The organism is Corynebacterium lemuris, assembly GCF_024919295.1.
Classification (GTDB): Bacteria; Actinomycetota; Actinomycetes; order Mycobacteriales; family Mycobacteriaceae; genus Corynebacterium; species Corynebacterium lemuris.
Genome location: NZ_JANWTC010000015.1, coordinates 36,219 through 62,025, shown reverse-complemented (window position 1 = coordinate 62,025; position 25,807 = coordinate 36,219). Strand labels below are relative to the sequence as shown.

General features: G+C 68.5%; 22 protein-coding genes and 1 pseudogene. 19 read left to right on the top strand and 4 right to left on the bottom strand.

The features are described 5' to 3' along the window. The 4 genes and pseudogenes from NYP18_RS13590 to NYP18_RS13575 all read left to right on the top strand — a co-directional run. Positions 1-111: pseudogene (locus NYP18_RS13590) on the top strand (catechol 1,2-dioxygenase); the annotation flags it as partial. Positions 112-418: 307 nt separating this feature from the next. Continuing rightward, entirely contained in the window at positions 419-1,177 is a 759-nt protein-coding gene (locus tag NYP18_RS13585) for a MerR family transcriptional regulator (RefSeq protein WP_259428731.1), read from the top strand. A 103-nt stretch (positions 1,178-1,280) separates the two neighbouring features. Beyond that, positions 1,281-2,006 (top strand): response regulator transcription factor, encoded by a 726-nt coding sequence (locus NYP18_RS13580; RefSeq protein WP_259428730.1) that lies wholly within the window; start codon positions 1,281-1,283, stop codon positions 2,004-2,006. A gap of 50 nt (positions 2,007-2,056) precedes the next feature. Further along, on the top strand, positions 2,057-3,478 hold the full coding sequence (locus NYP18_RS13575) for a sensor histidine kinase (protein WP_369415257.1): 1,422 nt from the start codon (positions 2,057-2,059) through the stop codon (positions 3,476-3,478). 152 nt (positions 3,479-3,630) lie between these two features. On the opposite strand, the gene trpB is transcribed toward NYP18_RS13575, so the two are convergent. From trpB to NYP18_RS13555, 4 genes are read right to left on the bottom strand one after another with little or no spacing between them, the layout of a single operon-like run. Beyond that, positions 3,631-4,977: a tryptophan synthase subunit beta gene (gene trpB / locus NYP18_RS13570; protein WP_259428729.1), complete on the bottom strand. Its 1,347-nt coding sequence runs from the start codon at positions 4,975-4,977 to the stop codon at positions 3,631-3,633. A gap of 50 nt (positions 4,978-5,027) precedes the next feature. After that, complete coding sequence (locus tag NYP18_RS13565) at positions 5,028-5,306, bottom strand: 2Fe-2S iron-sulfur cluster-binding protein (protein ID WP_259428728.1); 279 nt, start codon at positions 5,304-5,306, stop codon at positions 5,028-5,030. After that, positions 5,303-5,935 (bottom strand): esterase/lipase family protein, encoded by a 633-nt coding sequence (locus NYP18_RS13560; RefSeq protein ID WP_259428727.1) that lies wholly within the window; start codon positions 5,933-5,935, stop codon positions 5,303-5,305. The genes NYP18_RS13565 and NYP18_RS13560 overlap by 4 nt, the downstream gene beginning before the upstream one ends. Then, the gene (locus NYP18_RS13555) at positions 5,936-6,361 is read right to left on the bottom strand and encodes an HIT family protein (RefSeq protein WP_259428726.1); all 426 of its coding nucleotides are present in this window, start codon (positions 6,359-6,361) and stop codon (positions 5,936-5,938) included. Positions 6,362-6,392: 31 nt separating this feature from the next. Between NYP18_RS13555 and purD the strand changes: the two genes are divergently transcribed. From purD to purL, 15 genes are all read left to right on the top strand, one after another. Further along, positions 6,393-7,670, top strand: coding sequence for a phosphoribosylamine--glycine ligase (gene purD, locus NYP18_RS13550; protein WP_259428725.1), 1,278 nt, complete (start codon positions 6,393-6,395; stop codon positions 7,668-7,670). Between the two features lie 41 nt (positions 7,671-7,711). Further along, positions 7,712-8,830, top strand: a complete 1,119-nt coding sequence (locus NYP18_RS13545; protein ID WP_259428734.1) for a pyridoxal phosphate-dependent aminotransferase — start codon at positions 7,712-7,714, stop codon at positions 8,828-8,830. 245 nt (positions 8,831-9,075) lie between these two features. Then, entirely contained in the window at positions 9,076-10,695 is a 1,620-nt protein-coding gene (locus NYP18_RS13540; protein WP_259428724.1) for a (2,3-dihydroxybenzoyl)adenylate synthase, read from the top strand. 23 nt (positions 10,696-10,718) lie between these two features. Continuing rightward, positions 10,719-10,946, top strand: coding sequence for a phosphopantetheine-binding protein (locus tag NYP18_RS13535; protein WP_259428723.1), 228 nt, complete (start codon positions 10,719-10,721; stop codon positions 10,944-10,946). Positions 10,947-10,948: 2 nt separating this feature from the next. Continuing rightward, positions 10,949-14,731, top strand: a complete 3,783-nt coding sequence (locus NYP18_RS13530; RefSeq protein ID WP_259428722.1) for a non-ribosomal peptide synthetase — start codon at positions 10,949-10,951, stop codon at positions 14,729-14,731. Continuing rightward, positions 14,728-15,438 (top strand): thioesterase II family protein, encoded by a 711-nt coding sequence (locus NYP18_RS13525; RefSeq protein ID WP_259428721.1) that lies wholly within the window; start codon positions 14,728-14,730, stop codon positions 15,436-15,438. Before NYP18_RS13530 ends, NYP18_RS13525 begins: the two co-directional genes overlap by 4 nt. Then, complete coding sequence (locus NYP18_RS13520; RefSeq protein WP_259428720.1) at positions 15,435-16,643, top strand: MFS transporter; 1,209 nt, start codon at positions 15,435-15,437, stop codon at positions 16,641-16,643. The genes NYP18_RS13525 and NYP18_RS13520 overlap by 4 nt, the downstream gene beginning before the upstream one ends. 15 nt (positions 16,644-16,658) lie before the next feature. Next, the gene (gene purB, locus NYP18_RS13515; RefSeq protein ID WP_259428733.1) at positions 16,659-18,098 is read left to right on the top strand and encodes an adenylosuccinate lyase; all 1,440 of its coding nucleotides are present in this window, start codon (positions 16,659-16,661) and stop codon (positions 18,096-18,098) included. Positions 18,099-18,143: 45 nt separating this feature from the next. Then, complete coding sequence (locus tag NYP18_RS13510; RefSeq protein ID WP_259428719.1) at positions 18,144-19,037, top strand: phosphoribosylaminoimidazolesuccinocarboxamide synthase; 894 nt, start codon at positions 18,144-18,146, stop codon at positions 19,035-19,037. 21 nt (positions 19,038-19,058) lie between these two features. Next, a complete protein-coding gene (locus NYP18_RS13505; RefSeq protein ID WP_259428718.1) occupies positions 19,059-21,218 on the top strand; it encodes a S9 family peptidase in 2,160 nt (719 codons plus the stop codon). An 8-nt stretch (positions 21,219-21,226) separates the two neighbouring features. After that, the gene (locus NYP18_RS13500) at positions 21,227-21,904 is read left to right on the top strand and encodes a DUF2334 domain-containing protein (RefSeq protein WP_259428717.1); all 678 of its coding nucleotides are present in this window, start codon (positions 21,227-21,229) and stop codon (positions 21,902-21,904) included. Between the two features lie 16 nt (positions 21,905-21,920). Beyond that, positions 21,921-22,415: a glutathione peroxidase gene (locus NYP18_RS13495; RefSeq protein ID WP_259428716.1), complete on the top strand. Its 495-nt coding sequence runs from the start codon at positions 21,921-21,923 to the stop codon at positions 22,413-22,415. A gap of 99 nt (positions 22,416-22,514) precedes the next feature. Continuing rightward, positions 22,515-22,760: a phosphoribosylformylglycinamidine synthase subunit PurS gene (gene purS / locus NYP18_RS13490; RefSeq protein ID WP_126121663.1), complete on the top strand. Its 246-nt coding sequence runs from the start codon at positions 22,515-22,517 to the stop codon at positions 22,758-22,760. Beyond that, positions 22,757-23,428, top strand: coding sequence for a phosphoribosylformylglycinamidine synthase subunit PurQ (gene purQ / locus NYP18_RS13485; RefSeq protein WP_259428715.1), 672 nt, complete (start codon positions 22,757-22,759; stop codon positions 23,426-23,428). Before purS ends, purQ begins: the two co-directional genes overlap by 4 nt. Positions 23,429-23,443: 15 nt before the next feature. After that, the gene (gene purL, locus NYP18_RS13480; protein ID WP_259428714.1) at positions 23,444-25,720 is read left to right on the top strand and encodes a phosphoribosylformylglycinamidine synthase subunit PurL; all 2,277 of its coding nucleotides are present in this window, start codon (positions 23,444-23,446) and stop codon (positions 25,718-25,720) included. Positions 25,721-25,807: the final 87 nt, after the last annotated feature.

Below are 25,807 nucleotides of genomic sequence, written 5' to 3'. Positions count from 1 at the left end.
AACGATGTCGCCACCGCCGTGAAGCCGGAGCTGCTGCTGGATCCGCAGAACGATCCGGAGACCGGTTACAACGTCGTCAACTACAGCTTCGCCCTGGACAAGGAAGACTAGTTCTCTGGTGCACCGGACTCGATAATCCGGTGCACCTGCAAGAAGAAACAACACCACAACCTCACGGTTATGGTGTTGTTTCTCTGCCCTTCCCGCTGCGCGCGCCCACAGCTCTGGGCTGAGGCCCCGTAACCACGGTCGGGGTGGTGCCAAAGCTCGGGCGGAACGGGTTGGCACCCGCGGTAGCAGTCATGTTCCCTCCTGTACGATCTGTACGATCTTTCACCCGCTGTACGATCTGTACGATCTTCGCTCCGCGGAACTGCCCCTTGCGCTTGACGCGGCGTCAACCAGCACACTGGGACACGTGACCGACTACACCATCGGCGAGGCCGCCGACATCCTGAAGGTGACCACCCGCACGCTGCGGCACTGGGACCACATCGGCCTCCTCGTGCCGGGCTGGCGGACCTGGGCCGACCACCGTCTCTACACGCCAACCGACCTGGGCCGGGCCCTGCAGATCCTCGTCTACCGCGAGGCCGGGCTCCCACTCAAGGAGATCGCCGAGCTGCTCGACGAGCCCGCTTCCGCCCGTGACGCCCTGCTGCATCAGCGCGAGGTACTGGTGGAACGCATCGGTCACCTGCACCGGATGGTCCGGGCAGTCGATGACATTCTCAAGGAGGAGACCATGTCCGTGGAGGACCGCATGAAGATCTTCGGCGACCAGTGGAAACCGGAGTACCAGGAAGAGGCGCAGCAGCGCTGGGGTGACACCCCGGAATGGGCGCAGTCCCAGGCGGTGGCCGCCAACCTCAGCGACGAGGACTGGCTCGCGGTGAAGCAGGAGCAGGATGAGTTCATCGCCCTGCTCGCCGACGCCGCTGCCCGCGGCGTGGAACCGGGAAGTGAGGAGGCGGACGGGATCGTCGATAAGCACCGGGCGACCATCGGCCGCTTCTACGATATCTCACGCGAGAAGCAGATCCTGCTCGCACGCATGTACACCCAGGACCAGCGCTTCAACGCCACCTACCAGGGGCACGCGGAATATCTGCTCAGCCTCATCGAGACCCGGGCGCAGAAGGAGGGTATCGATCTGAGCGACGTGCAGTGGCGTTAGCACCCGGCGGATGCCCTTGTCCAGGAAACTTTCAGACTTCGTTCAGCGCGGCCGAAGAGCAGGCGGGTTGACTCAAGGGCATCTACAGGGAAAGTGATGGACAATGGAAGACATGAATGACACCCAGGCAGACCAGAATGACGTCAAGGTCCTCGTCGTCGACGATGAACCCAACATCGTCGAACTGCTCACCGTCAGCCTGAAATTCCAGGGATTCGACGTCCGCACCGCCAGCTCCGGCACCGAGGCACTGCGCGTGGCCCGGGAATTCAACCCTGACGCCTACATCCTCGACGTGATGATGCCCGGCATGGACGGCTTCGAGCTGCTGACCAAACTGCGCAACGAAGGTCTCGACGGCCCGGTGCTCTACCTGACCGCCAAGGACGCCGTCGAACACCGCATCCACGGACTGACCATCGGCGCCGACGACTACGTGACCAAACCCTTCTCCCTCGAGGAGGTGATCACCCGACTGCGGGTGATCCTGCGCCGCGGCAACATCAGGGAACAGGACCCCGAGGACGCGACCATCTCCTACGCCGACCTCACCCTCAACGACGAAACCCACGAGGTGACCAAGGCCGGCCGGATCGTCGAGCTCTCGCCCACCGAATTCAACCTTCTGCGCTACCTCATGCTCAACGCCGAGGTCGTGCTCAGCAAATCGAAGATCCTGGACAACGTCTGGCACTACGATTTCGGAGGCGACGGCAACGTCGTCGAGTCCTACATCTCCTACCTGCGCCGCAAGATCGACACCGGGGATGTGCCCCTGATCCACACGGTCCGTGGCGTCGGATACGTGCTCCGGACACCCCGCCAGTGACGCTCCCTCCCTACCCTGCCTCGCCGAACCCCGGACCGGACACACCGCCGGTGGACAACCCCTACGCCAAGCTTGATCCGCGGGACACCCTCCACCCGCCGCCGGCCCCGCGCGTCCCCGAGCGCGCGTGGCCCCTGCGGACATGGCTCGTGGTCATCATCGTGGTGATGTCCGGCCTCGGCCTCACGGCGAGTTCCGTGGCGGTGTTCTCGATCATGCGGGAGGTCACCTACTCGCGTGTCGACGAGGACCTGATCAACTCCCTCGGCGGCTGGGCGAAGAGCTCGGAGATCTTCAAGTCCGACAGCGACTCCCGGCCGCCCTCGGACTACGTGGTGATCAAGATTTTCGAGGACGGCTCCACCATTGTCTTCAATGACCCCGGTGACCTGCCGCGGTTATCCAACGTGGCGGTGGGGCGCCCACCCCAGACCGTCGATTCCGCGCCGGGCAGTGAATCCAACATCCGGTGGCGCGTGATCGCCAACCGCGAGGGCGGGGTCACCACCGTCGTGGCGAAGAACCTCGCCCGGGAACAGGCCCTGCTCTACGGGTTGGCGCTGGTCCAGGTGATCATCAGCCTCATCGTCCTGGCGGTGCTCGCCCTGCTCAGCTACTACGTCGTCCGCCAGGCCATGGCCCCGCTGCGCGAGGTGGAACGCACCGCCGGTGAGATCGCCGCCGGGGACCTGGACCGCCGTGTCCCCGCCTGGCCCCGCACCACCGAAGTCGGCCAACTCTCCCACGCGCTGAACACCATGATCGGCCAACTTCAGGAATCAGTCGAGACGGCCCAGAGCAAGGAGGAGCAGATGCGCCGCTTCGTCGGCGACGCCTCCCACGAGCTGCGCACCCCGCTGACCTCCGTCCGCGGCTACACCGAGCTCTACCGCTCCGGCGCCACCACCGACGTCGAGATGGTCCTCACGCGTATCGACGGCGAATCCCGCCGCATGTCCCTGCTCGTCGAGGACCTCCTCGCCCTCACCCGGGCCGAGGGCTCCCGCCTGGAACTCAAACCCGTTGACCTGCTGGAACTGTCCCTGTCGGTGGCCGCCTCCGCCCGGGCGGCCTTCCCCGGCCGGGAGGTGACCGTGAGCAACGAGACCTCCTCGGTGCCGGTGGTCGAGGGGGATGCTTCCCGCCTGCACCAGGTGCTGCTCAACCTCATCTCCAACGGGCTGACCCACGGCGGCCCGGATGCTGCCGTCACGGTGACGCTGGGACTGCAGGACGACGACGTGGTTCTCACCGTCGCCGACGACGGCCGCGGCATGTCTGCCGAGGCCGCCAGCCACATCTTCGAACGTTTCTACCGGGAGGACGCCTCCCGGTCGCGGGCCTCCGGCGGCTCCGGCCTGGGCCTGGCCATCGTGAAGTCCCTAGTGGAGAAACACGGCGGCACCATCACCGTCGATACCGCTGAGGGGGAGGGCAGCACCTTCACGGTGCGGCTGCCGCGCCCGGCCTGAGGGGTGCGTTGGGTTAGGTCTCGACGGTTAGGTCCGGTCCGTTAGGTCCCGACACGTATCTCCCGGGTGAACCGGCCCGTGGTGGGCGGGTCACCTGGGAGATATATGTCCGGAGCTAACGCACGAGACCTACTTCATGTCCCGCGGACGGGCTAGTCAGATGCCCCGCCAAGCCGTGCGATGGTGCCGGCGACATCCAGGTCGTCGATGTCGTGGGTCTCCGGGTCCTCGTCAGCGTGCTCACCCAGGAGGTGGCGCACATAGGACAGGTCCTTGTCCCCGCGGCCGGAGAGGTTGACCAGGTAGACACGGTCCCGACTGCCCTCAGCCTCGTCGAGCTCGGCCAGACGCAGCGCATGCGCCAGGGCATGGGAGGACTCAAGTGCGGGGATGATGCCCTCATAGCGGGTGAGCATGCGGAAGGCCTGGAGTGCCTCCTTATCGGGGACCCCGACGTAGGAGGCCCGTCCGGTCTCCAGCAGCCAGGCGTGTTCCGGACCCACACCGGGGTAGTCCAGTCCTGCGGAGATGGAGTGGGAGTTGAGCACGTCATCGTCCTCCTCGCCGAGCATGACGTAGGAGCGCGAACCGTGGAGGATACCCACCCGGCCGCGGTTGAGCGGGGCGCCGTGCTTCTCTGTGTCCAGGCCGTCACCGGCCGGTTCCACGCCGATGAGCTGCACATCGGTGTCCCCGTAGTACTCCGCGAAGGCGCCGATGGCGTTGGAGCCGCCGCCGACAGCGGCGATGACGGCGTCGGGGAGTCGGCCGACCTCGGCGAGCATCTGCTCACGCGACTCCTTGGAGATGACCCGGTGGTACTCCTTGACCAGGCTGGGGAAGGGGTGCGGGCCGGCGGCCGTGCCCAGCAGGTAGTGGGTGGTCTCGTAGGAGTCCACCCAGTCCGTCAGGGCCACATCCACGGCGTTCTGCAGACCGTTGCCGCCGCCCTCGTCCACCGCGACGACCTCGGCGCCCATCAGGCGCATGCGGTAGACGTTGGCCTGCTGCCTGGCGACGTCACGCGCGCCCATGTAGATGGTGCACTCCATGCCGAAACGGGCCGCAGCCATCGCCGTGGCGGTGCCGTGCTGGCCGGCACCGGTCTCGGCGATCAGTCGCTTCTTGCCCAGGCGCTTGGCCAGCAGCGCCTGCGCCATGACCTGGTTGCCCTTGTGCGCACCACCGTGGACGAGATCCTCGCGCTTGAGGAAGATCCGGGCGTGACCCCGTCCCTTGCCCTCCCGCGGCAGGTTCACGCACTCGGTGACCGGGGTGGGACGGCCGAGGTAGGAGGTGTAGAGCTTGTGCAGCTCCGCGATGAACTCCGGGTCCTGTAATGCCGCAGCGTAGGCAGCCTCCAGCTCGTCGAGGACAGGCAGCAGCTGGGGCGGGACGAACTGGCCGCCGAACTTCCCGAAGTAGGCGGGCAGGATCGTGGGGCGCGCCTCACCTTCGGTCAGTTCGGGGTTCTCATGGAGTCGGGGGGTCAGATTCATGAACTCAACCATAGGCCGCGGGGGTGCACCGGGCGGTCGGTTGCTGCGACCTATTCGTAGCTCATCCGGTAGGGGCCCTCACCGTCGCGGATGGTCTGGCAGGCCAGGGTCTGGTTCTCCTGCTCTATCTCGTATTCCGACAGCACCTCGTTGTGGAGCATGTGGGAGGGGCCGCCGGTCAGCGTGCACTGGCAGGTGCCGCAGTGGCCCTCCATGCAGGAGTAGTAGGCGGGGATGGCCTCGGCTATCAGGGCGTCGAGAAGCGTCTGGTCGAGCGGCCACACGAAGCTGTACTCCGTGCCGTCGACATCGGCGGTGTGCCCGGTCAAGGCTTCCACTCCAGGGCGGTGATGATGTCCCCGGCAAGTCCGGGGAGGTGTTCGTGGCGGGTGCCGCGGAGTCGGCGGACCTCGCCGATCTCGGAGGAGGCGGTGGGGACGAACCAGTCGGTGTCGGAGATCAGGGAGACCACCCGGGTACCCTCCGGCACGACAGCCTCGAAAGGCTCAGGGGTCATCAGGTCGCCTGCGCCGCGGCCCATGACGATGCTCACGCCGCGGCGCACCACCGGGTTCGGGGGCAGCGGCAGGCCCCGGAAGGCGGCGCCGAGGCCGACGAGGGTGCGCACCCGGCCGGGGAACTCCTGGGCCAGGCGCAGTCCCAGGAGGCCGCCGAGGGAGTGGCCGATGATGTCGATGCGCTCCCGCTCCGCCAGCAGCTCGCCGGTGACCTCCATGAGTTCGGCGAAGGACTGCTCGATGCGCACGGTGCCGCGCCGTCCGTAGAGCGGGGCCACCACCGGCGCCCCGAGGTCGAGCAGTCCGTGGACGGTGCTCTCGAAGTTGCCGGGCGAACCCATCAGCCCGTGCAGCAGCATCACCGGGGTGCCCTCGACCTGCTCCAGCGGGGGCAGGGCAGGCAGGGTGCCGCGGTGGGGGACCCAACGCAGCAGGGACATCTAGCGCGGGTTGCCGTTCTCGTCGGTCTCGAGGATGGCGCGGATCTTCTCGGCGGCACCATCCATCTCCACGGGGTCGGTGGCGTCGGCGGCGATCGCCTTAGAGAAGTCGTACTCGCCCATCCGGTCCGTGGGGAAGATGTGGATGTGGGTGTGGGGCACGTCGAAACCGGCGATGATGTAGCCCGCGCGGGAGGAACCGAAGGCCTCCTTTACAGCGCGGCCGATATTCTGCGCGACCTCGTTGAGGTGGCCCCAGACGGTGGGGGAGAGGTCGGTCCACCGGTCGGTCTCCTCGACGGGGACGACGAGCACGTGACCGTACCGCAGGGGCTCGATGGTGAGGAAGGCGACGACCAGATCGTCGCGGTAGACGAAGCGGCCCGGGAGCTGGCCGTTGATGATCTTGGTGAACACGCTACTCATGCCAGACAGGCTACATCTAGACTTGGTGGTCATGCGCATTCTCGTGATCGGTTCGGGCGGCCGCGAACACGCCCTCCTCAAGGGCCTGGCCGCCGACCCCGCCACCACTGACCTCCATGTCACCCCGGGTAACGCCGGCATGTCCGACCTCGCCACCGTGCACGCTGATGCGGGCAAGGTCGATGACGGTGCCGCCATGGTCGCCCTCGCCCGTGAGATCGGGGCGGACCTCGTGGTCATCGGCCCGGAGATCCCGCTGGTGGCGGGCGTGGCCGATGACCTGCGGGAGGCGGGCTTCCGGGTCTTCGGTCCTTCGGGCGAGGCCGCCCAGATCGAGGGCTCGAAGAAGTTCGCCAAGGAGGTCATGGCACAGGCAGGTGTGAAGACCGCCCGCGCGGAGCAGCTGGTGCCGGGCACCCCGGAGGTGGAGATCGAGGCCGCCCTGGACCGGTTCGGTCCGACCTGGGTGGTCAAGGACGACGGTCTCGCCGGCGGCAAGGGGGTCGTGGTCACCCCTGACCGGGCCGCCGCCCTCGAGCACGTCCGTGCCGTCCACGAGCTGGGCAACCCGGTGCTGCTGGAGTCCTTCCTCAACGGCCCCGAGGTCTCCCTGTTCTGCCTGGTCGACGGCGAGACGGTGGTCCCGCTGCTGCCGGCCCAGGACCATAAGCGCGCCTACGACAACGACGAGGGCCCCAACACCGGCGGCATGGGCGCCTACACCCCGCTGCCGTGGCTGCCGGAGGAGGGCACCCGGCGCATCGTCGACGAGGTCTGCGTGCCCGTCGCCAAGGAGATGGTGCGTCGCGGCACCCCGTATTCCGGTCTGCTCTACGCCGGTATCGCCTGGGACACCGACGGCCCGTGGGTGGTGGAGTTCAACGCCCGTTTCGGTGACCCGGAGACCCAGCCGATCCTCGCGCTGCTGGAGACCCCGCTGGCCACGCTGCTGGACTCCGTCGCCTCCGGCACCCTCGCCGAGCAGCCACCGCTCAAGTGGGTGGATGCCTACGCCCTGACCGTGGTGCTGGCCGCCGAGGACTACCCGGCCGCCCCGCGCACCGGGGGAGTCATCACCGGCGACGTGGTGGCGGACCCGGAGAAGGTGCTGCATGCCGGTACCGCCCGCAACGCGGCCGGGGAGCTGGTCTCCGCCGGTGGCCGCGTGCTCAACATCGTCGGCGTCGGTGCCACCCTGGAGGAGGCGCGCGATGACGCCTACGCCACCATCGGGCAGATCACGCTGGGGGGCTCCTTCTACCGCAATGACATCGCCCTGCCGGCTGTGGAGGGGAAAATCTCGCTGTGACACTCGCCAGCAGCCGCAGTAACGTCCAGCCCTTCCGCGTCATGCAGATGCTCGACCTGGTGCACCGCCGGCGCCGGGAGGGACGCGACACGATCATGCTGTGCGCGGGTCAACCCGCCACCGGCGCGCCCGCGTCTGCGCTGGCCGCGGCCGGGGATGAGCTGCACGCCTCCGCCCTGGGTTACACGGAGGTCATCGGTGACCGGGAGCTGCGTGAGACCATCGCGGCCTGGCACTCGGAGACCTACGGCGTGGACACCGCGGCCGAGAACATCGTCATCACCACCGGTTCCTCCGGCGGTTTTGTGGCGGCCTTCCTGGCCACCCTCGACCACGGTGACGTGGTCGCCCTGTCGTGCCCGGGCTACCCGGCCTACCGCAACATCCTCGAATCCCTCGGGGCGCGGGTCGTGGACCTGGTCTGCGATGAGAGCACCCGCTTCCAGCCGACGGCGGACATGCTCGAGGCCCTGCCCGCCGCCGACAAACCGAAGGCCGTGATCGTCACCTCCCCGGGCAACCCCTCGGGCACGATCATCGACCCGGCGGAGCTGGAACGCATCGCGAAGTGGTGCGGGGACAATGAGGCGGTGCTCATCTCGGACGAGGACTACCACGGCATGAGCTTCGGCCGCCCGCTGGCCACTGCGCGGCAGTTCTCGGACCGGGCCATCGTGGTGGGCACCCTGTCGAAGTACTTCTCCATGACCGGCTGGCGCGTCGGCTGGCTCATCCTGCCCGATGAGCTGATCACCCCCGTGGAGAATCTCCAGGCCTCACTCGCGCTCTGTGCCCCGGCGATCTCGCAGGTCGCCGGCCGGGCGGCCTTCTCCCCGGCGGCGCGCGCCGAGCTCGACGGCCATGTGGAGCGCTACCGGGCCGCGCGCCGGGTGCTTCTCAGCGAGCTTCCCAGGATCGGTTTCACCCGCTTCGCGGAGCCGGACGGCGGGCTCTACCTCTGGCTCGATGTCTCCCATGTCACCGACGATTCGGAGGCCTGGTGCCACGAACTCGTCGAGGAGATCGGGGTGGCTTTCGCACCGGGTGTGGACTTCGATCCGGTCAACGGCCACAAATGGGTGCGCCTGAGCCTGTGTGCTCCGGAGGAGGAGACCCGGGAGGCCTGCCGCCGCCTGGGGGAGTACGTCTCCGCCCGCTGAATTACCGGACTGCCCTGACGCTGCGGTGGACCCCCTGAACGGGGGTCTGCCGCAGCGTCATTTTTTCATGGTTTCCCACCCCGTCCGCACGCATTGTCATGGGCGGATGGGTGATCCTGCCCACCCCCGGCTGTCTCCTGTGGCCCCCGGATAACGATGCGCGGCCAAGTGCAGGCTAGCCTAACTTAGGTCAGCCTAGGGTAATGCCTGGGCCAGCGTTGACCAGGAAGGAAGACAGATCATCCATGACCGATGAGATTCGGTATTTCCCGGAGGAGTTCGCCCGCAGATACCGCGAGGCCGGTTACTGGACGGACGAGACCTTCGCCCGTTTCCTCACCGATGCCGCCCGACGTTTCGGGGATAACGAGGCGGTCGTCGGCGCGGACTACCTCGGCGCGCAGCACCGGCTCAGCTACCTGGAACTCGATGAGCGTGCCGCCATCACCGCCGGCGGCCTGCGCGCGGCCGGCATCGTCGCCGGGGATGTGGTGGTGGTCCAGCTGCCCAACATCGTGGACTACCTGGTCATCGTCAATGCCATCTTCCGCCTCGGCGCGGTCCCGTTGTTCACCCTGCCCGCCCATCGGCGCGCCGACATCCAGCACTTCCTGAACGAATCCGGGGCGAAGGGCTACATCGTCATCGGCCGCCATGCGGGTTTCGACTACCGCGGCATGGTCGACGAGCTCGACACGGAGGCGGTCATCTGGATCGCCGACGCCGAGCCCGGTGCGCACCGCAGCATCGCGGAGCTCTACACGGCGGAACCGGTCGCCCCGGTCGAGGTGGATCCGGAGTCCCTGGCCTTCCTGCAGCTCTCGGGTGGCACCACCGGCATCCCGAAGCTCATCCCGCGCACCCACGCCGACTATCTCTACTCGGTGCGGGAATCCGCGGAGATCTGTGAGCTCGACGCGGCAACCCGCATGCTGGTGGTGCTGCCGATCTCCCATAACTTCACCATGAGTTCGCCGGGTGTACTCGGTGTGCTCTGGGCCGGTGGCACCTGCGTGATGTGCCCGGACCCGACGCCGTCGACAGGCATGCGCCTGATCGAGGTGGAGCAGATCACCATCACCTCGCTCGTCCCGCCACTGGCGATGGGCTGGCTCGCGGCCCGCCCGCGTATCAGCGCGGATCTGTCCACGTGGCAGGTACTGCAGGTCGGCGGCGCGAAATTCGTCGCCGAGGCCGCCCGCCGCATCGCACCGGAGCTGGGCTGCCGCCTCCAGCAGGTCTTCGGCATGGCCGAGGGGCTGGTCAACTACACCCGCCCGGAGGACGACGAGGAGACCGTGGCAACCACCCAGGGCCGCCCGATCTCCCCGGATGATGAGATCCGTATCCTCACCCCCGAGGGCGAACCGGTCACTCCGGGGGAGCGCGGCGTGCTCTACACCCGCGGGCCGTACACCATCCGCGGTTACCACAACGGTGTGGCCGCCGAGAGCTTCACCGACGACGGTTTCTACTGCACCGGTGATGTGGTGCGCCAGCTGCCCGGCGGTCACCTCATCGTCGAGGGCCGCGTCAAGGATCAGATCAACCGCGGCGGCGAGAAGATCTCCGCCGAGGAACTCGAGAACGACCTGGTCGCCCACCCCGGGGTCATCGACGCCGTGGTCGTCGGCGCCCCCGACGAGTACCTCGGTGAGCAGACCTGCGCCTACCTGCTCACCGCGGAGGCCGGGCATGACCTCAGCGGGGACCGGATCCGGGAGTTCCTGCGCGAGCGCGGCGTGGCCGAGTTCAAGCTCCCGGACCGCATTGACTTCGCCGAGTCCTTCCCCGCAACCGGGGTGGGCAAGGTCAGCCGCAAGGCCCTGCGCCTGCAGCTGGCCTCCTGGATCCAGAACAACTGAACCGGAAGGAAACCTGACACGACATGCTGGACAGCAACCGCATCATCACCGACATCGCCGAGATCACCGGAATCACCCCCGAACAGCTCGACCGCGGCACGGTGCTCGCCGACCACGGTCTCGACTCCCTGCGCCTGATGACCCTCATCGAGGACTGGCGCGCCGAGGGTGTGGAGATCGACTACTACGAGATGTTCTCCCTGCCCACCCTCGGTGAGTGGGTGGACCACCTCACCCCGGAGCGCCTCTGACCATGACTGCACTGACCCCCGGCCAGACTGCGGTCCTCTACGGCCATCTCGCCGAGCCGGATTCCAGCCAGTACCAGTGCGCGGAGCTGCTGCGTTTCACCGGTGACATCGACCGGGAGCGTCTGGCGGGGACCATCCGCGACTGTTTCAACCAGCTGGAGGCCTTCCAGTCTGCCTACCTCCTCGATGGCGACGGTCGTCCTGTCCGCGTCCACCACGGCCACGAGCACACGGTCGAGATCGTCCGCCTGGCCCCGGGCACGGATCCGGTGGCCTGGGCGCAGGCCGCGATCGAGATCACCGGGCCCCTGCGCGGGACGACCCTGGCCGGCAACCACCTCATTGAGGTGGACGGGCAGCTGCTGTGGCTGACCCGGATCCACCACGTCATCGGTGACGGCTTCGCCATCCATGCACTGGTGCGCTGGATCGCGGACTGCTACCACCGGCAGGAGCCGGTGCCCGCGCCCTTCGGGGAACCCACCGTCGCTCCCGGTAATGCCGCCGACCGCGAGTTCTGGCTGACCCAGGAACTGACGGTCAATCCGCCGACCCTGGCCCCGGAGGGACGTCGCCGCACCACGGGCCGAGCCCACGGTGAGGCACCGGTCGCCCCGGAGGTCCGCCGCGGTCTGCGGGAACTGGCCCGCGGGCTCAAGGTCAGCGAGGCCGACGTGATCACCGCGCTCACCGCCGCCTACGGTGCCCGTCTCACCGGCCGGGAGGAGTGGACCCTGGGCTTCCCCATGCTCAACCGCGCCCTGGGTGCCGCAGTGACGCTGACCCCCGAGGCCAACGTCGCACCCCTGCGGGTGCACTGCCCGCGCGGGTTGAGCCTGGCCGAACAGGTGCAGCTCACCGCCGCAGCGATCACGCAGGTCAAGACCCACGGCCGCTACCGTAGTGAATGGATCCGCCGTGACCACGGCATCGTCGACCCCACCGCCCGGCTGTGGGGTGCGGACGTCAACATCCGTCCCTTCTCGGTGAGCTTCCGCTTCGGGGCGGCCACCGCCAACCTGCAGTCCATCGCCGTGGGCCCCATCGGTGATGTCGAGATCATCTTCCAGACCCTGCCCACCGGCGGACTGACGGTCCAGCTGCTGGCCACCGGCGGCTACCGCGACGCCGAGCTGGAGGCGCACGCCGCCCGGCTCGCCGACTTCCTGGCACGCGCCACCGTCGGCGGCCCCGAACAGCTTCTCGACGCCCTGCCTCTGGTCACCGCCGCCGAACACCAGCAACTCACCGAGGGCTTCAACGACACCACCGGCCCCCTGCCGGCCGACACCCTGGCCGAGCTGGTGGAACTGGCCCGGCAGGAGACTGACCCCGCGGCCCCGGCGCTGCACTTCGACGGGGCGTCGATAAGCAGGGCGGAGTATGACCGGCAGGTCGACTCCCTGGCCGCCAGCCTGGTCACCGGGCTGGGTATCCGTCCGGGACAGGTCGTTGGCGTGCACCTGCACCGCGGCCCGGCGCTGTTGATCGCGGTCGCCGCCGTGGTCCGCGCCGGTGCCGCCTTCGCCCCCGTCGCCCCTGAGCTGCCCGCGGAACGCCGCCGGGTGATGCTCGCGCAGGCGGGCGCGGTGGCGGTGCTCCACGGCGTCGATGAGCCGCCCGTGGACCTGCCCGCCCTGAAGCTGGCCGAGGACACCGTCGACGTCATCGTCGGCACCGCACCCGCGGACTTCCGCCCCGGAGGACCCGGACCCGAGGATGTGGCCTATGTGCTGTTCACCTCCGGTTCCACCGGCACACCGAAAGCGGTGGCGGTGGGGCAGCGTGCCATCGTCAACCGGCTCGACTGGATGGTCCGCCGCGTGGGCATCACCTCGGACACCACCCTCATGCAGAAGACACCGATCTCCTTCGACGTCTCCGTCTGGGAGCTGCTGCTGCCCGCCACCCACGGCTGCCCCGTCACCGTGGCCACCCCCGGCGCCCACCTCGACCCGGTCGAGCTGGCCCGGCAGATGGCGGCCACCGGCGTGCAGGTCTGCCACTTCGTGCCCTCCGCGCTGACGGCTTTCGTTACCGCGCACGAGGCCCTGGGCACCCGCCTGCCGCAGCTGCGCCAGATCATCGCCTCCGGGGAGGCCCTCGACCCGGCGCTGGCCACCCGCACCCGCCTGCTTCTCGACGTCGCCCTGGACAACCTCTACGGCCCCGCCGAGGCCGCCATCGACGTCACCGCACACGCCTGCGAACTCGACGAAGAGGTCACCCCCATCGGTGCACCCGTGGCCAACACCCGCCTCTACGTTCTCGACGACGCAGACCATCCCCTGCCCGTCGGCTACCCCGGCCGGCTCATGCTCGCCGGCGTGCAGGTCGGCCTGGGCTACCTCGGCCAGCCGGAGCTGACGGCCGAGAAATTTCTCGACGACCCCTTCCACCCGGGCGGCCGGATATACGACTCCGGCGACCTCGCCTCCTGGACCCCGGAGGGCGAACTCCTCTTCCACGGCCGCCGCGACAGCCAGGTCAAACTGCGCGGTCAGCGCCTCGACCTGGGTGAGGTCTCCGCCGCCGCCTCCGGCACTGCCGGGGTGAGCGGGGCGGTGACCGTCCTGCGCGGGATCGCGGGCTCGGATGCCCTGGTCACCTACATCACCGGCACCGCCACCGGTGACAGCGTCCGGGAGCGCTGCGCCCGGCTGCTGCCCGCGTGGATGGTGCCCACGGCCGTCGTCACGCTGGAGCAGCTGCCGCTGACCCGCAACGGCAAACTAGACGCCGCCCGGTTGCCCGCACCCGAGATCACCCAGGGCACCGGAGAACCCACCGGACCGCGGGAGACCCTGGTCTGTGCGTACTTCTCCCGTGCGCTGGGCGGTGCCCCCGTCGGCCCGGAGACCCGCTTCTTCGACGCCGGCGGCACCTCTCTGACCGCGGTGAGCCTGGCCCTGGAACTCAGCCGCGAACTGGGCGCGGAGGTCAGCATCGCCGACATCTTCGCCAGCCACAGCCCCCGCGAACTGCTCGCCGCCATCGACGGGGACCAGCTGCACACCGCCGGCTTCGGGCAGCTGCTCAGCCTGCGTCCCCACCGCGCCGGGGTCCCGGTCGTCTGCCTGCACCCGGCCGGTGGCCTGGGCTGGTCCTATGCCGGACTGCTGCCCTTCCTCGATCAACAGCGCGGCCTGCTGGCCGTGCAGTCGCCGGGGCTGACAGATGATGCCCCGCCGGCAGAGTCGCTGGCCGCCGAGGCCGCCGACATCGCAGCTCTCCTGGCCCGCCGTGCCGAGTTGCAGGACGGGGAGATCGACCTCGTCGGCTGGTCCGTCGGCGGTGTGCTCGCCCAGGAGCTGGCCTGCGCCCTCGCGGAACTCACGGACGCGCCGCGGGTCAGACGGTTGGTGCTTCTCGACGCCTACCCCGCCGAACTGTGGCGCAGCCTGCCCGCCCCCTCCGACCGGGAACTGCTCGAGGGCGTGCTCACCATGGCCGGCGCGGAGGCCGCACCAGAGGATGCGCTGGACCTGGATGCGGTGGTCGCACGCCTCGCCGACTCCGGCTCCACCTTCGCCCAGCTCGACGAGAAACACCTGCGCCGGGTGATCAGCCTCATCAGCCACAACGCCACCCTGATGAAAAACCACCGCACCCGGCCCACACCGCTGCAGGTCGAGCTCCTCAAGGCTGACCGCAACCCCCAGCGCATGGACGAGACCGCCTGGGCGCCCTTCGTCGGCGGACTGCAGGTCCACCACCTGGACGTCACCCACCCCCAGCTGGTGGCACCGCAGCAGCTGCGCCTGGTCGGGGAGGTGCTCGCATGAACGCCCCCGTCCTGGTGGAACTGGCCGGGGGAGAACACCCGCTGATCTGCTTCCCGCCGGCCGGTGCCGGCGCCAGCTACTTCCGCTTCCTCGCCGACGGGCGGGCGGTCACCGCCGTCCAGTACCCCGGCCGCGAATCCCGCCACCGCGAAGCCTTCGCCACCTCCCGCCCCCAACTCATCGCGGAGATCGCCGCAGCCCTGGCCCCCGACCCACGCCTGTCGCAGGCCACCTTCCTCGGCCACAGCCTTGGCGCCACCTGCGCCTTCGAGACCACCCTCGCCCTGCAGGAACGCGGCCTGCGCCCGGCGCGGCTGGTGCTCTCCGCCCGGAACCACACCCCGCCCGGCACCGCACCACCGGCCCCCGACGGGGATCGGGCCACCGACACCGAGCTGCGCGACTGGCTGCTCGGCCTCGGAGGCACCCGCCCGGAGGTCCTCGACCACCCCGGCCTGTCCGCACTCATCTACACCGTGGCCCGGGCAGACCTGCGCCTCGGCGCCCAGGGCGGGCCAGCCGGGCTGGTCGACATCCCCCTGCTCACCGTCTGCGGCGACGCCGACCCCGCCGCCACCACCGCAGGTATGGCCGGCTGGGCCGAGCGCACCACCGCGGATTTCACCCCGGCCACCCTGTCCGGGGACCACGACGCCCTGCGCACCGACGCAGGCACCCTACTGAAACTTCTGGAGGTTGACGCATGAGCACTGCCCATTCACGGCTGTGGCCCACCGTCGCCATCTGCGGCACCGCGGTGGCCTTCGACGCCTACGACCTGGTCGCCTACGGCACCACCCTCAGTGAGCTGCGGACAGAGTGGGGCCTGAACCCCACCCAGGCGGGTCTCCTCGGCTCCGCCCCGCTGGTCGGCATGCTCCTCGGTTCCATCACGGCCGGACCGCTGTCCGCCCGCTTCAGCCGCTTCCGCGTCTTCGTGGCTGCCGTGATCTGGTTCTCCGTCTTCATGACGGCGTGTGCCTTCGCGCCGGGTCCCACCTGGTTCATGGTGCTGCGTTTCCTCGCCGGCCTGGGCATGGGCGCGGTGCTGCCGCTGGCGGCGACGATCACCCAGGAGGCCGCGCCTACGGCCCACCGCAACCTGGTCTACGTGATCATGCAGTCGGGATTCCCCCTCGGTGGTGTCGCTGCCGCCCTGGCCGGCATGGTGCTCATCCCGAACTTCGGCTGGCACGCCGTCTACCTCGTCGGTGCCCTGCCGCTGGTCACGGTCCTGCCCGCGGCGCTGCTGTGGCTGGACCGCGGCCACGGGGCCGCGGCCGCCGGGCAGCGGGTGCAGCTGCTGTTCCGCCCCGGCTGGCAGGTGGCCACGCTGCTGTTCTGGGCAGCGGCCTTCTGCGCCATGCTCTTCGTCTACGGGGCGAACACCTGGCTGCCGGCGCTGATGCGGGAGGCGGGCCACGGTGTGGTCTCCTCCCTCGGTTTCCTCCTGGCCTTCAACCTCGGTGCCGTCATCGGCGGTGTGGGGGCGGGCTGGGCCGCCGACCGCCACGGCTCCCGTCCCGTGGTCGGTGTCTCCTTCCTCGTCGGTGCGGTCGCGGTGGCGGCCTTCACCCAGCTCACCACCGATGCCGCCCTGCTGGCCTGTGCCGCGGTGGCCGGCTACGGGGCGGTGGGCACCCAGACGCTGATCAACAGCTGGGCCGCCTCCGCTTACCCGGCCGACGCGAAGGTCGCGGGTGTGGGCTGGGCGCTGGGTGCGGGGCGTCTGGGTGGCATCCTCGGCCCGACCCTGGCGGGTGCGATCATCAGCCTGGGCTTCGCCACCAGCGGTCCTTTCCTGCTCTTCTCCGTCGTCGCGGTCATCGGTGGCCTCATCGCCTTCTCCCTGCGGCCCCCGCGCGCCACGGTGCCGGCCGCCGCACTGGAGCCGGTGAAGACCCCCGCCTGAGCGGCACATGCGATAATCACTGTTGTGGCTGATAAGAAGAAGATCGCGAACGTCCTGTCCAACCGCTACGCCTCCACCGAGCTGACTGAGCTGTGGAGCGCGGAGTACAAGATCATCCTGGAGCGCCAGCTCTGGATCGCAGTGATGAAGGCGCAGCAGGACCTGGGCGTCGACATCCCGGCGGAGGCCATCGGGGCCTACGAGGCCGTCATCGGCCAGGTGGACCTGGCCTCCATCTCCGACCGTGAGCGGGTCACCCGCCACGACGTCAAGGCACGCATCGAGGAGTTCAACGCCCTGGCGGGCCACGAGCACATCCACAAGGGGATGACCTCGCGTGATCTCACCGAGAACGTCGAGCAGCTGCAGATCTACCGTTCCCTGGAGCTGATCCGCGACAAGTCGATCGCCGTTGTCGCCCGCATCGGCGACCGCGCCGCACAGTACCGCTCCCTGGTCATGGCGGGCCGCTCCCACAACGTCGCGGCACAGGCCACGACCCTGGGCAAGCGCTTCGCCACCGCCGCCGATGAGATGCTGGTGGCCATCGAGCGGCTGGAGAACCTGCTCGAGCGCTACCCGCTGCGCGGCATCAAGGGCCCCATGGGCACCTCCCAGGACATGCTCGACCTCATGGGGGGTGACCAGGACAAGTTGACCGCCCTGGAGCGTTCCATCGCCGACCACCTCGGCTTCGCCCGCATCTTCGATTCCGTGGGCCAGGTCTACCCCCGTTCCCTCGACTTCGATGCCGTCTCCGCCCTCGTGCAGCTCGGCGCCGGCCCCTCCTCGCTCTCGCACACCATCCGCCTCATGGCCGGCACCGAGACCGTCACCGAGGGCTTCAAGGAGGGCCAGGTCGGCTCCTCCGCGATGCCGCACAAGATGAACGCGCGTTCCTGCGAGCGCGTCGGCGGCCTGCAGGTGATCCTGCGCGGCTACCTGACCATGGTGGCCGATCTGGCCGGCCAGCAGTGGAACGAGGGCGATGTGTTCTGCTCCGTCATCCGCCGCGTGGCCCTGCCGGACGCCTTCTTCGCCATCGACGGGATGTACGAGACCTTCCTCACCGTCCTCGCGGAGTTCGGTGCCTTCCCGGCGATGATCAACCGGGAGCTGGAGCGCTACCTGCCCTTCCTGGCCACCACCCGCATCCTCATGGCCGCCGTCCGCGCGGGCGTGGGCCGGGAGACCGCGCACGAGGTGATCAAGGAGAACGCTGTCGCCGTGGCCCTGAACATGCGGGAGAACGGCGGCGACCAGGACCTCATCGAGCGTCTGGCAGCCGACGAGCGTCTGCCCATGTCGAAGGAGGATCTCGACGCTGCGCTCGCCGACCGTCACGCCTTCATCGGCGCCGCGGAATCCCAGGTCGACCACGTGCTGCGGCGCGTCCAGTCGCTTGTCGACGCCCACCCGCAGGCAGCCGGTTACCAGCCGGGCGAGATCCTCTGATTCCCTATTTCCCAACCACCACCGGCGGGTCTACACTTTCAGATCATGCGTCCTGAGCTGTCCGAATACAACCACATCTCCGCGGGCAAGGTGCGTGAGATCTATGAAGTGGATGACCACACCCTGCTGATGGTGGTCTCCGACCGCATCTCCGCCTACGACCACAGCCTCGATCCGGAGATCCCGGACAAGGGCCGGGTGCTCACCGCGATGAGCGTGTTCTTCTTCAACGCCATCGACTTCCCCAACCACCTTGCGGGACCGGCGGATGACCCCCGGATCCCGGAGGAGGTGCTGGGCCGCGCCCTGATCGTGAAGAAGCTGCGGATGCTGCCCTTCGAGTGCGTGGCACGCGGCTACCTCACCGGCTCCGGGCTGAAGGAGTACCAGGCCGACGGCACCGTCTGCGGTATCCGCCTGCCGGAGGGCCTGGTCGAGTCCTCGAAGCTGCCCGAGCCGATCTTCACCCCCGCCACCAAGGCGGAACTCGGTGACCACGATGAGAACGTGAGCTTTGAGGCGGTCGTCGCAAAGCTCGGTGAGGACCGGGCCAACGAGCTGCGCGAGGCCACCCTGCGGATCTACTCCGAGGCCGCCGCACTCGCCGAGTCCCGGGGCATCATCCTGGCCGACACCAAATTCGAGTTCGGCCTCGACGAGAACGGGACACTGGTGCTCGCCGACGAGGTGCTGACCCCCGATTCCTCCCGCTACTGGCCCGCCGACAGCTACGAGGAGGGGAAGGTCCAGCCCAGCTTCGACAAGCAGTACGTGCGCAACTGGCTCACCTCCCCGAAATCCGGCTGGGACAGCAACGGCACCACCCCGCCGCCGGTCCTGCCCGGTTCCGTGGTGGAGGCCACGCGCGAGCGCTACATCGAGGCCTATGAGCGGCTTTCGGGCAGGAAGTTCGCCACCTGGGTCGGGGACTGCGTTTAGCCGGTGACTACGATCGGGGCCATGACTCTGCAGCCCCCGATCGCCCCGCGCCACCCGGTCGTCCGTGAATTCCACGGCCGCACCTTCCTCGACGACTACGAGTGGATGCGGGACAAGGACTCCCCGGCAACCATCGCCCACCTCGAGGCGGAGAACGCGTACACCAAGCAGCAGACCGCCGGCATCGGGGATCTCACCGAGGAGATCTACACCGAGATCAAATCCCGCATCAAGGAGACGGACATGTCCGTCCCCCAGCGGGCCGGCGACTGGTGGTACTACGGGCGAACCGAGGAGGGCAAGGACTACGGCTACTCCTGCCGCATCCCCGTCGACGCTGCCCATGACCCGTGGACCCCGCCCGTCATCCCCGAGGAGGGCCGCCCCGAGGGCGAGCAGATCATCCTCGACCTCAACGCACTGGCCGAGGGCCACGAATTCTTCTCCCTCGGCGCCTCCTCGGTGACCACCTCAGGCCGTTTCCTCGCCTATTCCGTGGACACCACCGGCGACGAACGTTTCACCCTCCAGGTCAAGGACCTGCAGACCGGAGAACTGCTGCCCGATGTCCTGGAGAACGTCTACTACGGCGCGACCTGGGCGGGGGAGGAGCACCTGTTCTACCAGCGTGTCGACGAGGCCTGGCGCCCCGACACCGTGTGGCGCCACCGCATCGGCACCGACCCGGCCGAGGACGTCTGCGTCTTCCGCGAGGACGACGAGCAGTTCTTCACCGGCGTCGGCTCCACCCGCAGCGAGAAGTACCTGATCATCGAGGCCGCGTCCAAGATCACCTCCGAGACCCGCGTCCTGCCGATGGACAACCCCGAGGGTGAGTTCGAGGTCCTGTGGCCGCGGGAGAAGAACGTCGAGTACTCCGTCGACCACGCCGCCGTCCCCGGACTCGACGGCGGGGAAGACCGGTGGATCATCACCCACAACGCCACCGGCCCCAACTTCGCCGTAGGGGAATGCCCCGTCGCCGAGCTGCCGCCGTTGCGGGAGCTCGAGGAGCTCATCCCGCATGACCCGGAGACCCGCATCGAAGGCGTGGACACCTTCCAGGGCCACATCGTCGCCTCCTACCGCCGCGGCGCCATCGGCCGCCTCGCCGTCATGGAGCTGCCCCAGGCCGGCTGCTACGGCACCTTCCGGGAACTCGACTTCGATGAGGAGCTCTACACCGCTGGCTCCCTGGGCAACCCGGAATGGGACGCCCCCGTCATCCGCATCTCCTACGGTTCCTTCACCACCCCCGCGCGCCTCTACGACTACCGCATCACCTCCGGGGAGTTCACCCTGCTCAAGGAGCAGGAGGTGCTCGGCGGCTACCACCGTGAGGACTACACCGCCCACCGCCTGTGGGCCACGGCCGAGGACGGGGAGAAGATCCCGGTCTCCGTGGTGCACCGCGCCGACCTGGACCTCAGCAGGCCGAATCCGACGGTGCTCTACGCCTACGGTTCCTACGAGTCCAGCATCGATCCGGGTTTCTCCATCGCCCGGCTCTCCGTGATGGACCGCGGCATGATCTTTGCTGTGGCGCATGTCCGTGGTGGCGGGGAGATGGGGCGTGCCTGGTACGACAACGGCAAGCTGCTGCAGAAGAAGAACACCTTCACCGACTTCATCGCCGTCGCCGATGAGCTGATCTCCCGCGGGTTGACCGCCCCGGACCGGATGGTGGCCGAAGGGGGTTCCGCCGGTGGCATGCTCATGGGCGCGATCGCCAACATGGCCCCCGACCGTTTCGCCGGGATCCAGGCCATCGTGCCTTTCGTGGATCCGCTGACCTCCATGCTCAAACCGGAGCTGCCGCTGACCGTCACCGAATGGGACGAATGGGGGGACCCCTTCCACGATCCGGCGGTCTACGACTACATGGCCTCCTACGCCCCCTACGAGAATGTTGCGGCGGTGAACTACCCGGACATCCTCGCCATCACCTCCCTCAACGACACGCGTGTGCTCTATGTGGAACCGGCGAAGTGGATCGCGAAGCTGCGCGAGACCGCCACCGGGGGGCAGTTCCTGCTCAAGACGGAGATGTCCGCCGGACACGGAGGTGTCTCCGGCCGTTACGCGCGCTGGCGCCAGACCGCCTTCGAGTACGCGTGGACCCTGTGGACGGCGGGGGCGGTGGACGTTCCGCCGCGACAGAGCGAGCGGGCCGTGCGATAATTCCCCTTATGCGTGGCCGTCTCCTGGTTTCAGTCTCCAGTATTTTCTCCGACACCAGGGGAGCGGTGGCGGGCATGGTGAAGTCGCTCGACGCGGAGGGCATCCCCGTGTCCCTGCTCGTCGCCCCGCACATCGACGGCAACTGGCACCTCGCCCGGGACCACCGCACCCGGGACTGGCTGCTCGCCCAGCAGGAGGCGGGCCGGGTGCTCATCCTCAACGGCTTCGACCAGGCGGTGCAGGGCCGGCGCGCCGAATTCGCCAACCTGGACGCCCACGAGGCCCGGTTGCGTCTGGCGGGTGCGACCCGGCAGATGCGCAGGATCGGTTTCGAGATGGACATCTTCGCCCCACCGCGGTGGCGGATGTCGCCGGGCACCCTCGAGGTGCTTCCGGAATTCGACTTCGCCCTCGCCGCCAGCACCCGCGGCGTGCACAACCTCAACGACGGTTCCTTCCAGCAGTGCCGCAACCTCTCCGTCGGCGAGGGTTTCGGTGCGGCCAAGTGGTGGCGGCGCAACGTCATCCGGGCCGCTGAACGCGGTGCCGCCCGCGGCAACACCATCCGCCTGTCTGTTTCGGGGCGCAATCTGGAGGACCGGAAGGTCTCCTCGGACTTCCTGCGGGCCGCCGTCGCCGCCATCGGAGCGGGCGCGGGTCCGGGCGACTACCGCGTCATGATCTGAGCCGTAGTCTGGGGGCATGACGACGCTTCTCAGCACTCCCGTGACCCTCAACGACTCCACCTCCTCGACCCTCAGCGAGATCGCCGGGGGCGACCTCATCCTGCTGGTCAACACCGCCTCCGAGTGTGGTCTGACCCCGCAGTACGCCGGCCTCCAGCAGCTCGCCGGGGACTACGGCGACCGTGGCCTGACCATCATCGGTGCGCCCTGCAACCAGTTCGGCGGCCAGGAGCCGGGCACCGATGAGGAGATCTCCTCCTTCTGCTCCCTGAACTACGGCGTCAGCTTCCCTCTGCTGTCCCGCCTGGAGGTCAACGGCGGGGGAGCGCACCCGCTCTACCGCCAGCTCACGCAGGTGGCGGATGCGGCCGGGGAGGCGGGGGATGTGCAGTGGAACTTCGAGAAATTCCTCATCGCGCCCGACGGTGAGGTCATCGCCCGTATCCGGCCACGGACCGAACCGCAGGATCCGGAGGTGGTCTCCCTCATCGAGGCCAACCTGCCCCGCTGACAGCACCTCATCCACCGGCCAGATCGTGCGAAGTATTCCGGTTTGGTGTAGCAGGCTAGAATGAAGACCGACCAATTACGGCGAAGATAAGGGAAAACTGTGGCCCGTGTTGTTGTGAATGTCATGCCGAAGGCGGAGATCCTGGATCCCCAGGGACAGGCCGTCCACCGTGCGCTGGGACGCATCGGCGTCACCGGGGTCAGCGACGTACGTCAGGGCAAGCGTTTCGAGCTGGAGGTGGACGACTCCGTCTCCACCGCCGACCTCGAGAAGGTCGCGGAGACGCTGCTCGCCAACACCGTGATCGAGGACTTCGAGGTTGTGGGCGTGGAGGTCGCCAAGTGACCGCGAAGATCGGTGTCATCACCTTCCCCGGCACCCTCGACGATGTTGACGCCGCCCGCGCGGTGCGCATCGCCGGTGCCGAGGTGGTCAACCTCTGGCACGCCGATGAAGACCTCAGGGGCGTCGACGCGGTCGTCGTTCCCGGTGGTTTCTCCTACGGGGACTACCTGCGTTCCGGCGCCATCTCCGCCATCGCCCCGGTGATGCGCGCGGTCGTCGACGCCGCAGGCAAGGGCATGCCCGTCCTGGGCATCTGCAACGGCTTCCAGGTGCTGACGGAGGCCCGTCTGCTGCCCGGTGCGCTGACCCGTAACCAGGGGCTGCACTTCCACTGCACCGACACCTACCTCGAGGTGGTCAACAACGACACCGCGTGGACGAAGAACTACGAGGCCGGACAGCAGATCCTCGTGCCGGCCAAACACGGCGAAGGCCGTTTCCAGGCCGCCCCGGAGACCATCGAACAGCTCGAGGGCGAGGGCCGCGTGGTCTTCCGCTACACCGACAACTACAACGGTTCCCTCAACGCCATCGCCGGCATCACCAATGAGACCGGCCGTGTCGTCGGCCTCATGCCGCACCCGGAGCACGCCGTGGAGATCCTCACCGGCCCGTCCACCGACGGCCTGGGGATGTTCCTGTCCGCCATCGGCACGATCGCAGCCTAGGAGGCGCAACACACAATGACTGTCCACAACGACACCGTCGACGCCGCCAAGGCCACCCCGGAGCTCGAGCAGCCCTACGCTGAGCTGGGTCTCCTGGATGATGAATACACCAAGATCCGGGAGATCCTCGGCCGCCGTCCCACGGATGCCGAGCTGACCGCCTACTCCGTGATGTGGTCGGAGCACTGCTCCTACAAGTCCTCCAAGGTGCACCTGCGCTACTTCGGCCAGACCACCACGCCTGAGATGGCGGAGAAGATCCTCGCCGGCATCGGCGAGAACGCCGGCGTGGTCGACATCGGGGGCGGCGACGCCGTCACCTTCCGCGTCGAATCCCACAACAGCCCCTCCTTCGTGGAGCCCTACCAGGGTGCGGCCACCGGCATCGGCGGCATCGTCCGCGACATCATGGCCATGGGTGCCCGCCCGATCGCCGTGATGGACCAGCTGCGCTTCGGCCCCGCCGACGCAGCCGACACCAGCCGTGTCCTGCCGGGCGTGGTCTCCGGCATCGGCGGCTACGGAAACTCCCTCGGCCTGCCCAACATCGGCGGCGAGACCGTCTTCGACGAGGCCTACCTGGGTAACCCCCTGGTCAACGCCCTGTGTGTGGGCACCCTGAAGGTGGAGGACCTCAAGCTGGCCTTCGCCTCCGGCACCGGCAACAAGGTCATGCTCTTCGGTTCCCGCACCGGCCTCGACGGCATCGGCGGGGTCTCCGTCCTCGGTTCCGCGAACTTCGAGGAGGGCGCCGAGCGCAAGCTGCCGGCCGTCCAGGTGGGCGATCCCTTCGCCGAGAAGGTCCTCATCGAGTGCTGCCTCGAGCTGTACCAGGCCGGCGTCGTCGTCGGTATCCAGGACCTCGGTGGCGGCGGCCTGGCCTGCGCCACCTCAGAGCTGGCCGCCGCCGGTGACGGTGGCATGCGCGTCAACCTCGACGCCGTGCCGCTGCGCGCCGAGAACATGACCGCCGCGGAGATCCTCGCCTCCGAGTCCCAGGAGCGCATGTGTGCGGTCGTGAGCCCGGAGAACGTGGAGAAGTTCAAGGAGATCTGCGCCAGGTGGGAGGTGCCCGTCGCCGAGATCGGTGAGGTCATCGACGAGAAGGACCGCTACCTCGTCTACCACAACGGCGAGCTCGTGGTCGACGCCCCGGCCTCCACCATCGATGAGGGCCCGGTCTACGAACGCCCCTTCGCCCGCCCGGAGTGGCAGGACGAGCTGCAGCAGCAGGAGCCCGTTGAGCGTCCCGCCGACCTGAAGCAGGCCCTGTTCGACATGGTCTCCTCCCCGGCGCTGTGCTCCCGTGACTTCATCACCGAGCAGTTCGACCGGTACGTGCGCGGCAACACCGTCAAGGCCAAGTACTCCGACGCCGGTGTCCTGCGCATCAACGAGGAGACCAACCGGGGTGTCGCGGTCTCCGCGGACGCCTCCGGCCGCTACACCCAGCTGGACCCGCGCACCGGTGCCCGCCTGGCACTGGCCGAGGCCTACCGCAACGTCGCCGTCACCGGCGCGAAGCCGGTGGCCGTGACCAACTGCCTCAACTTCGGCTCCCCGGAGAACCCGGATGTGATGTGGCAGTTCCGTGAGTCCGTCCACGGCCTGGCCGATGGCGCCAAGGAGCTGGAGATCCCGGTCTCCGGCGGCAACGTCTCCTTCTACAACCAGACCGGTGAGACCCCGATCCTGCCGACCCCGGTCGTCGGTGTCCTGGGTGTCATCGAGGACGTCCACGACACCATCGGCCACGACCTCGGCACCGTCGAGGGCACCGAGGTGCTCATCCTGCTGGGTGAGACCGCCGACGAGTTCGGCGGCTCCATCTGGCAGCAGATCTCCGGCGGCGGACTCAAGGGCCTGCCCCCGAAGATCGACCTGGCCAACGAGGAGCGCCTCGCGGACTTCTTCGTCGGCAACACCGACGTGACCGCCGCCCACGACCTCTCCGAGGGTGGGCTGGCCCAGGCGGTCGCCGAGATGGCCTTCCGCTCCCAGGGCGGTATCAACCTCGACCTCTCCGGCGTCCACGAGGATGAGTTCGTGGCCCTGTTCTCCGAGTCCGCGTCCCGCGCCGTGGTGGCCACCACCGCCGACCGCGTGGACGCGGTGCTGGCACGCGCCGCCGAGAAGGGTGTGCCGGCCGTGAAGATCGGCGAGACCACCTCGGCCCGCGAGCTGAACTTCGGTGAGGTCACCGTCGACCTCGACGAGCTGAAGGCAGCCTGGCAGGGCACCCTGCCGGAGCTGTTCGGCCACGCCGTGGGCTCGAACGCGGTCGTCGACTAGCAGTTGCAACTGACCGGACCCGGGAGGATCATTCCTCCCGGGTCCGTGTCATTGTCCGGTCCAGATCCGAATTCTGCACCACCGGTT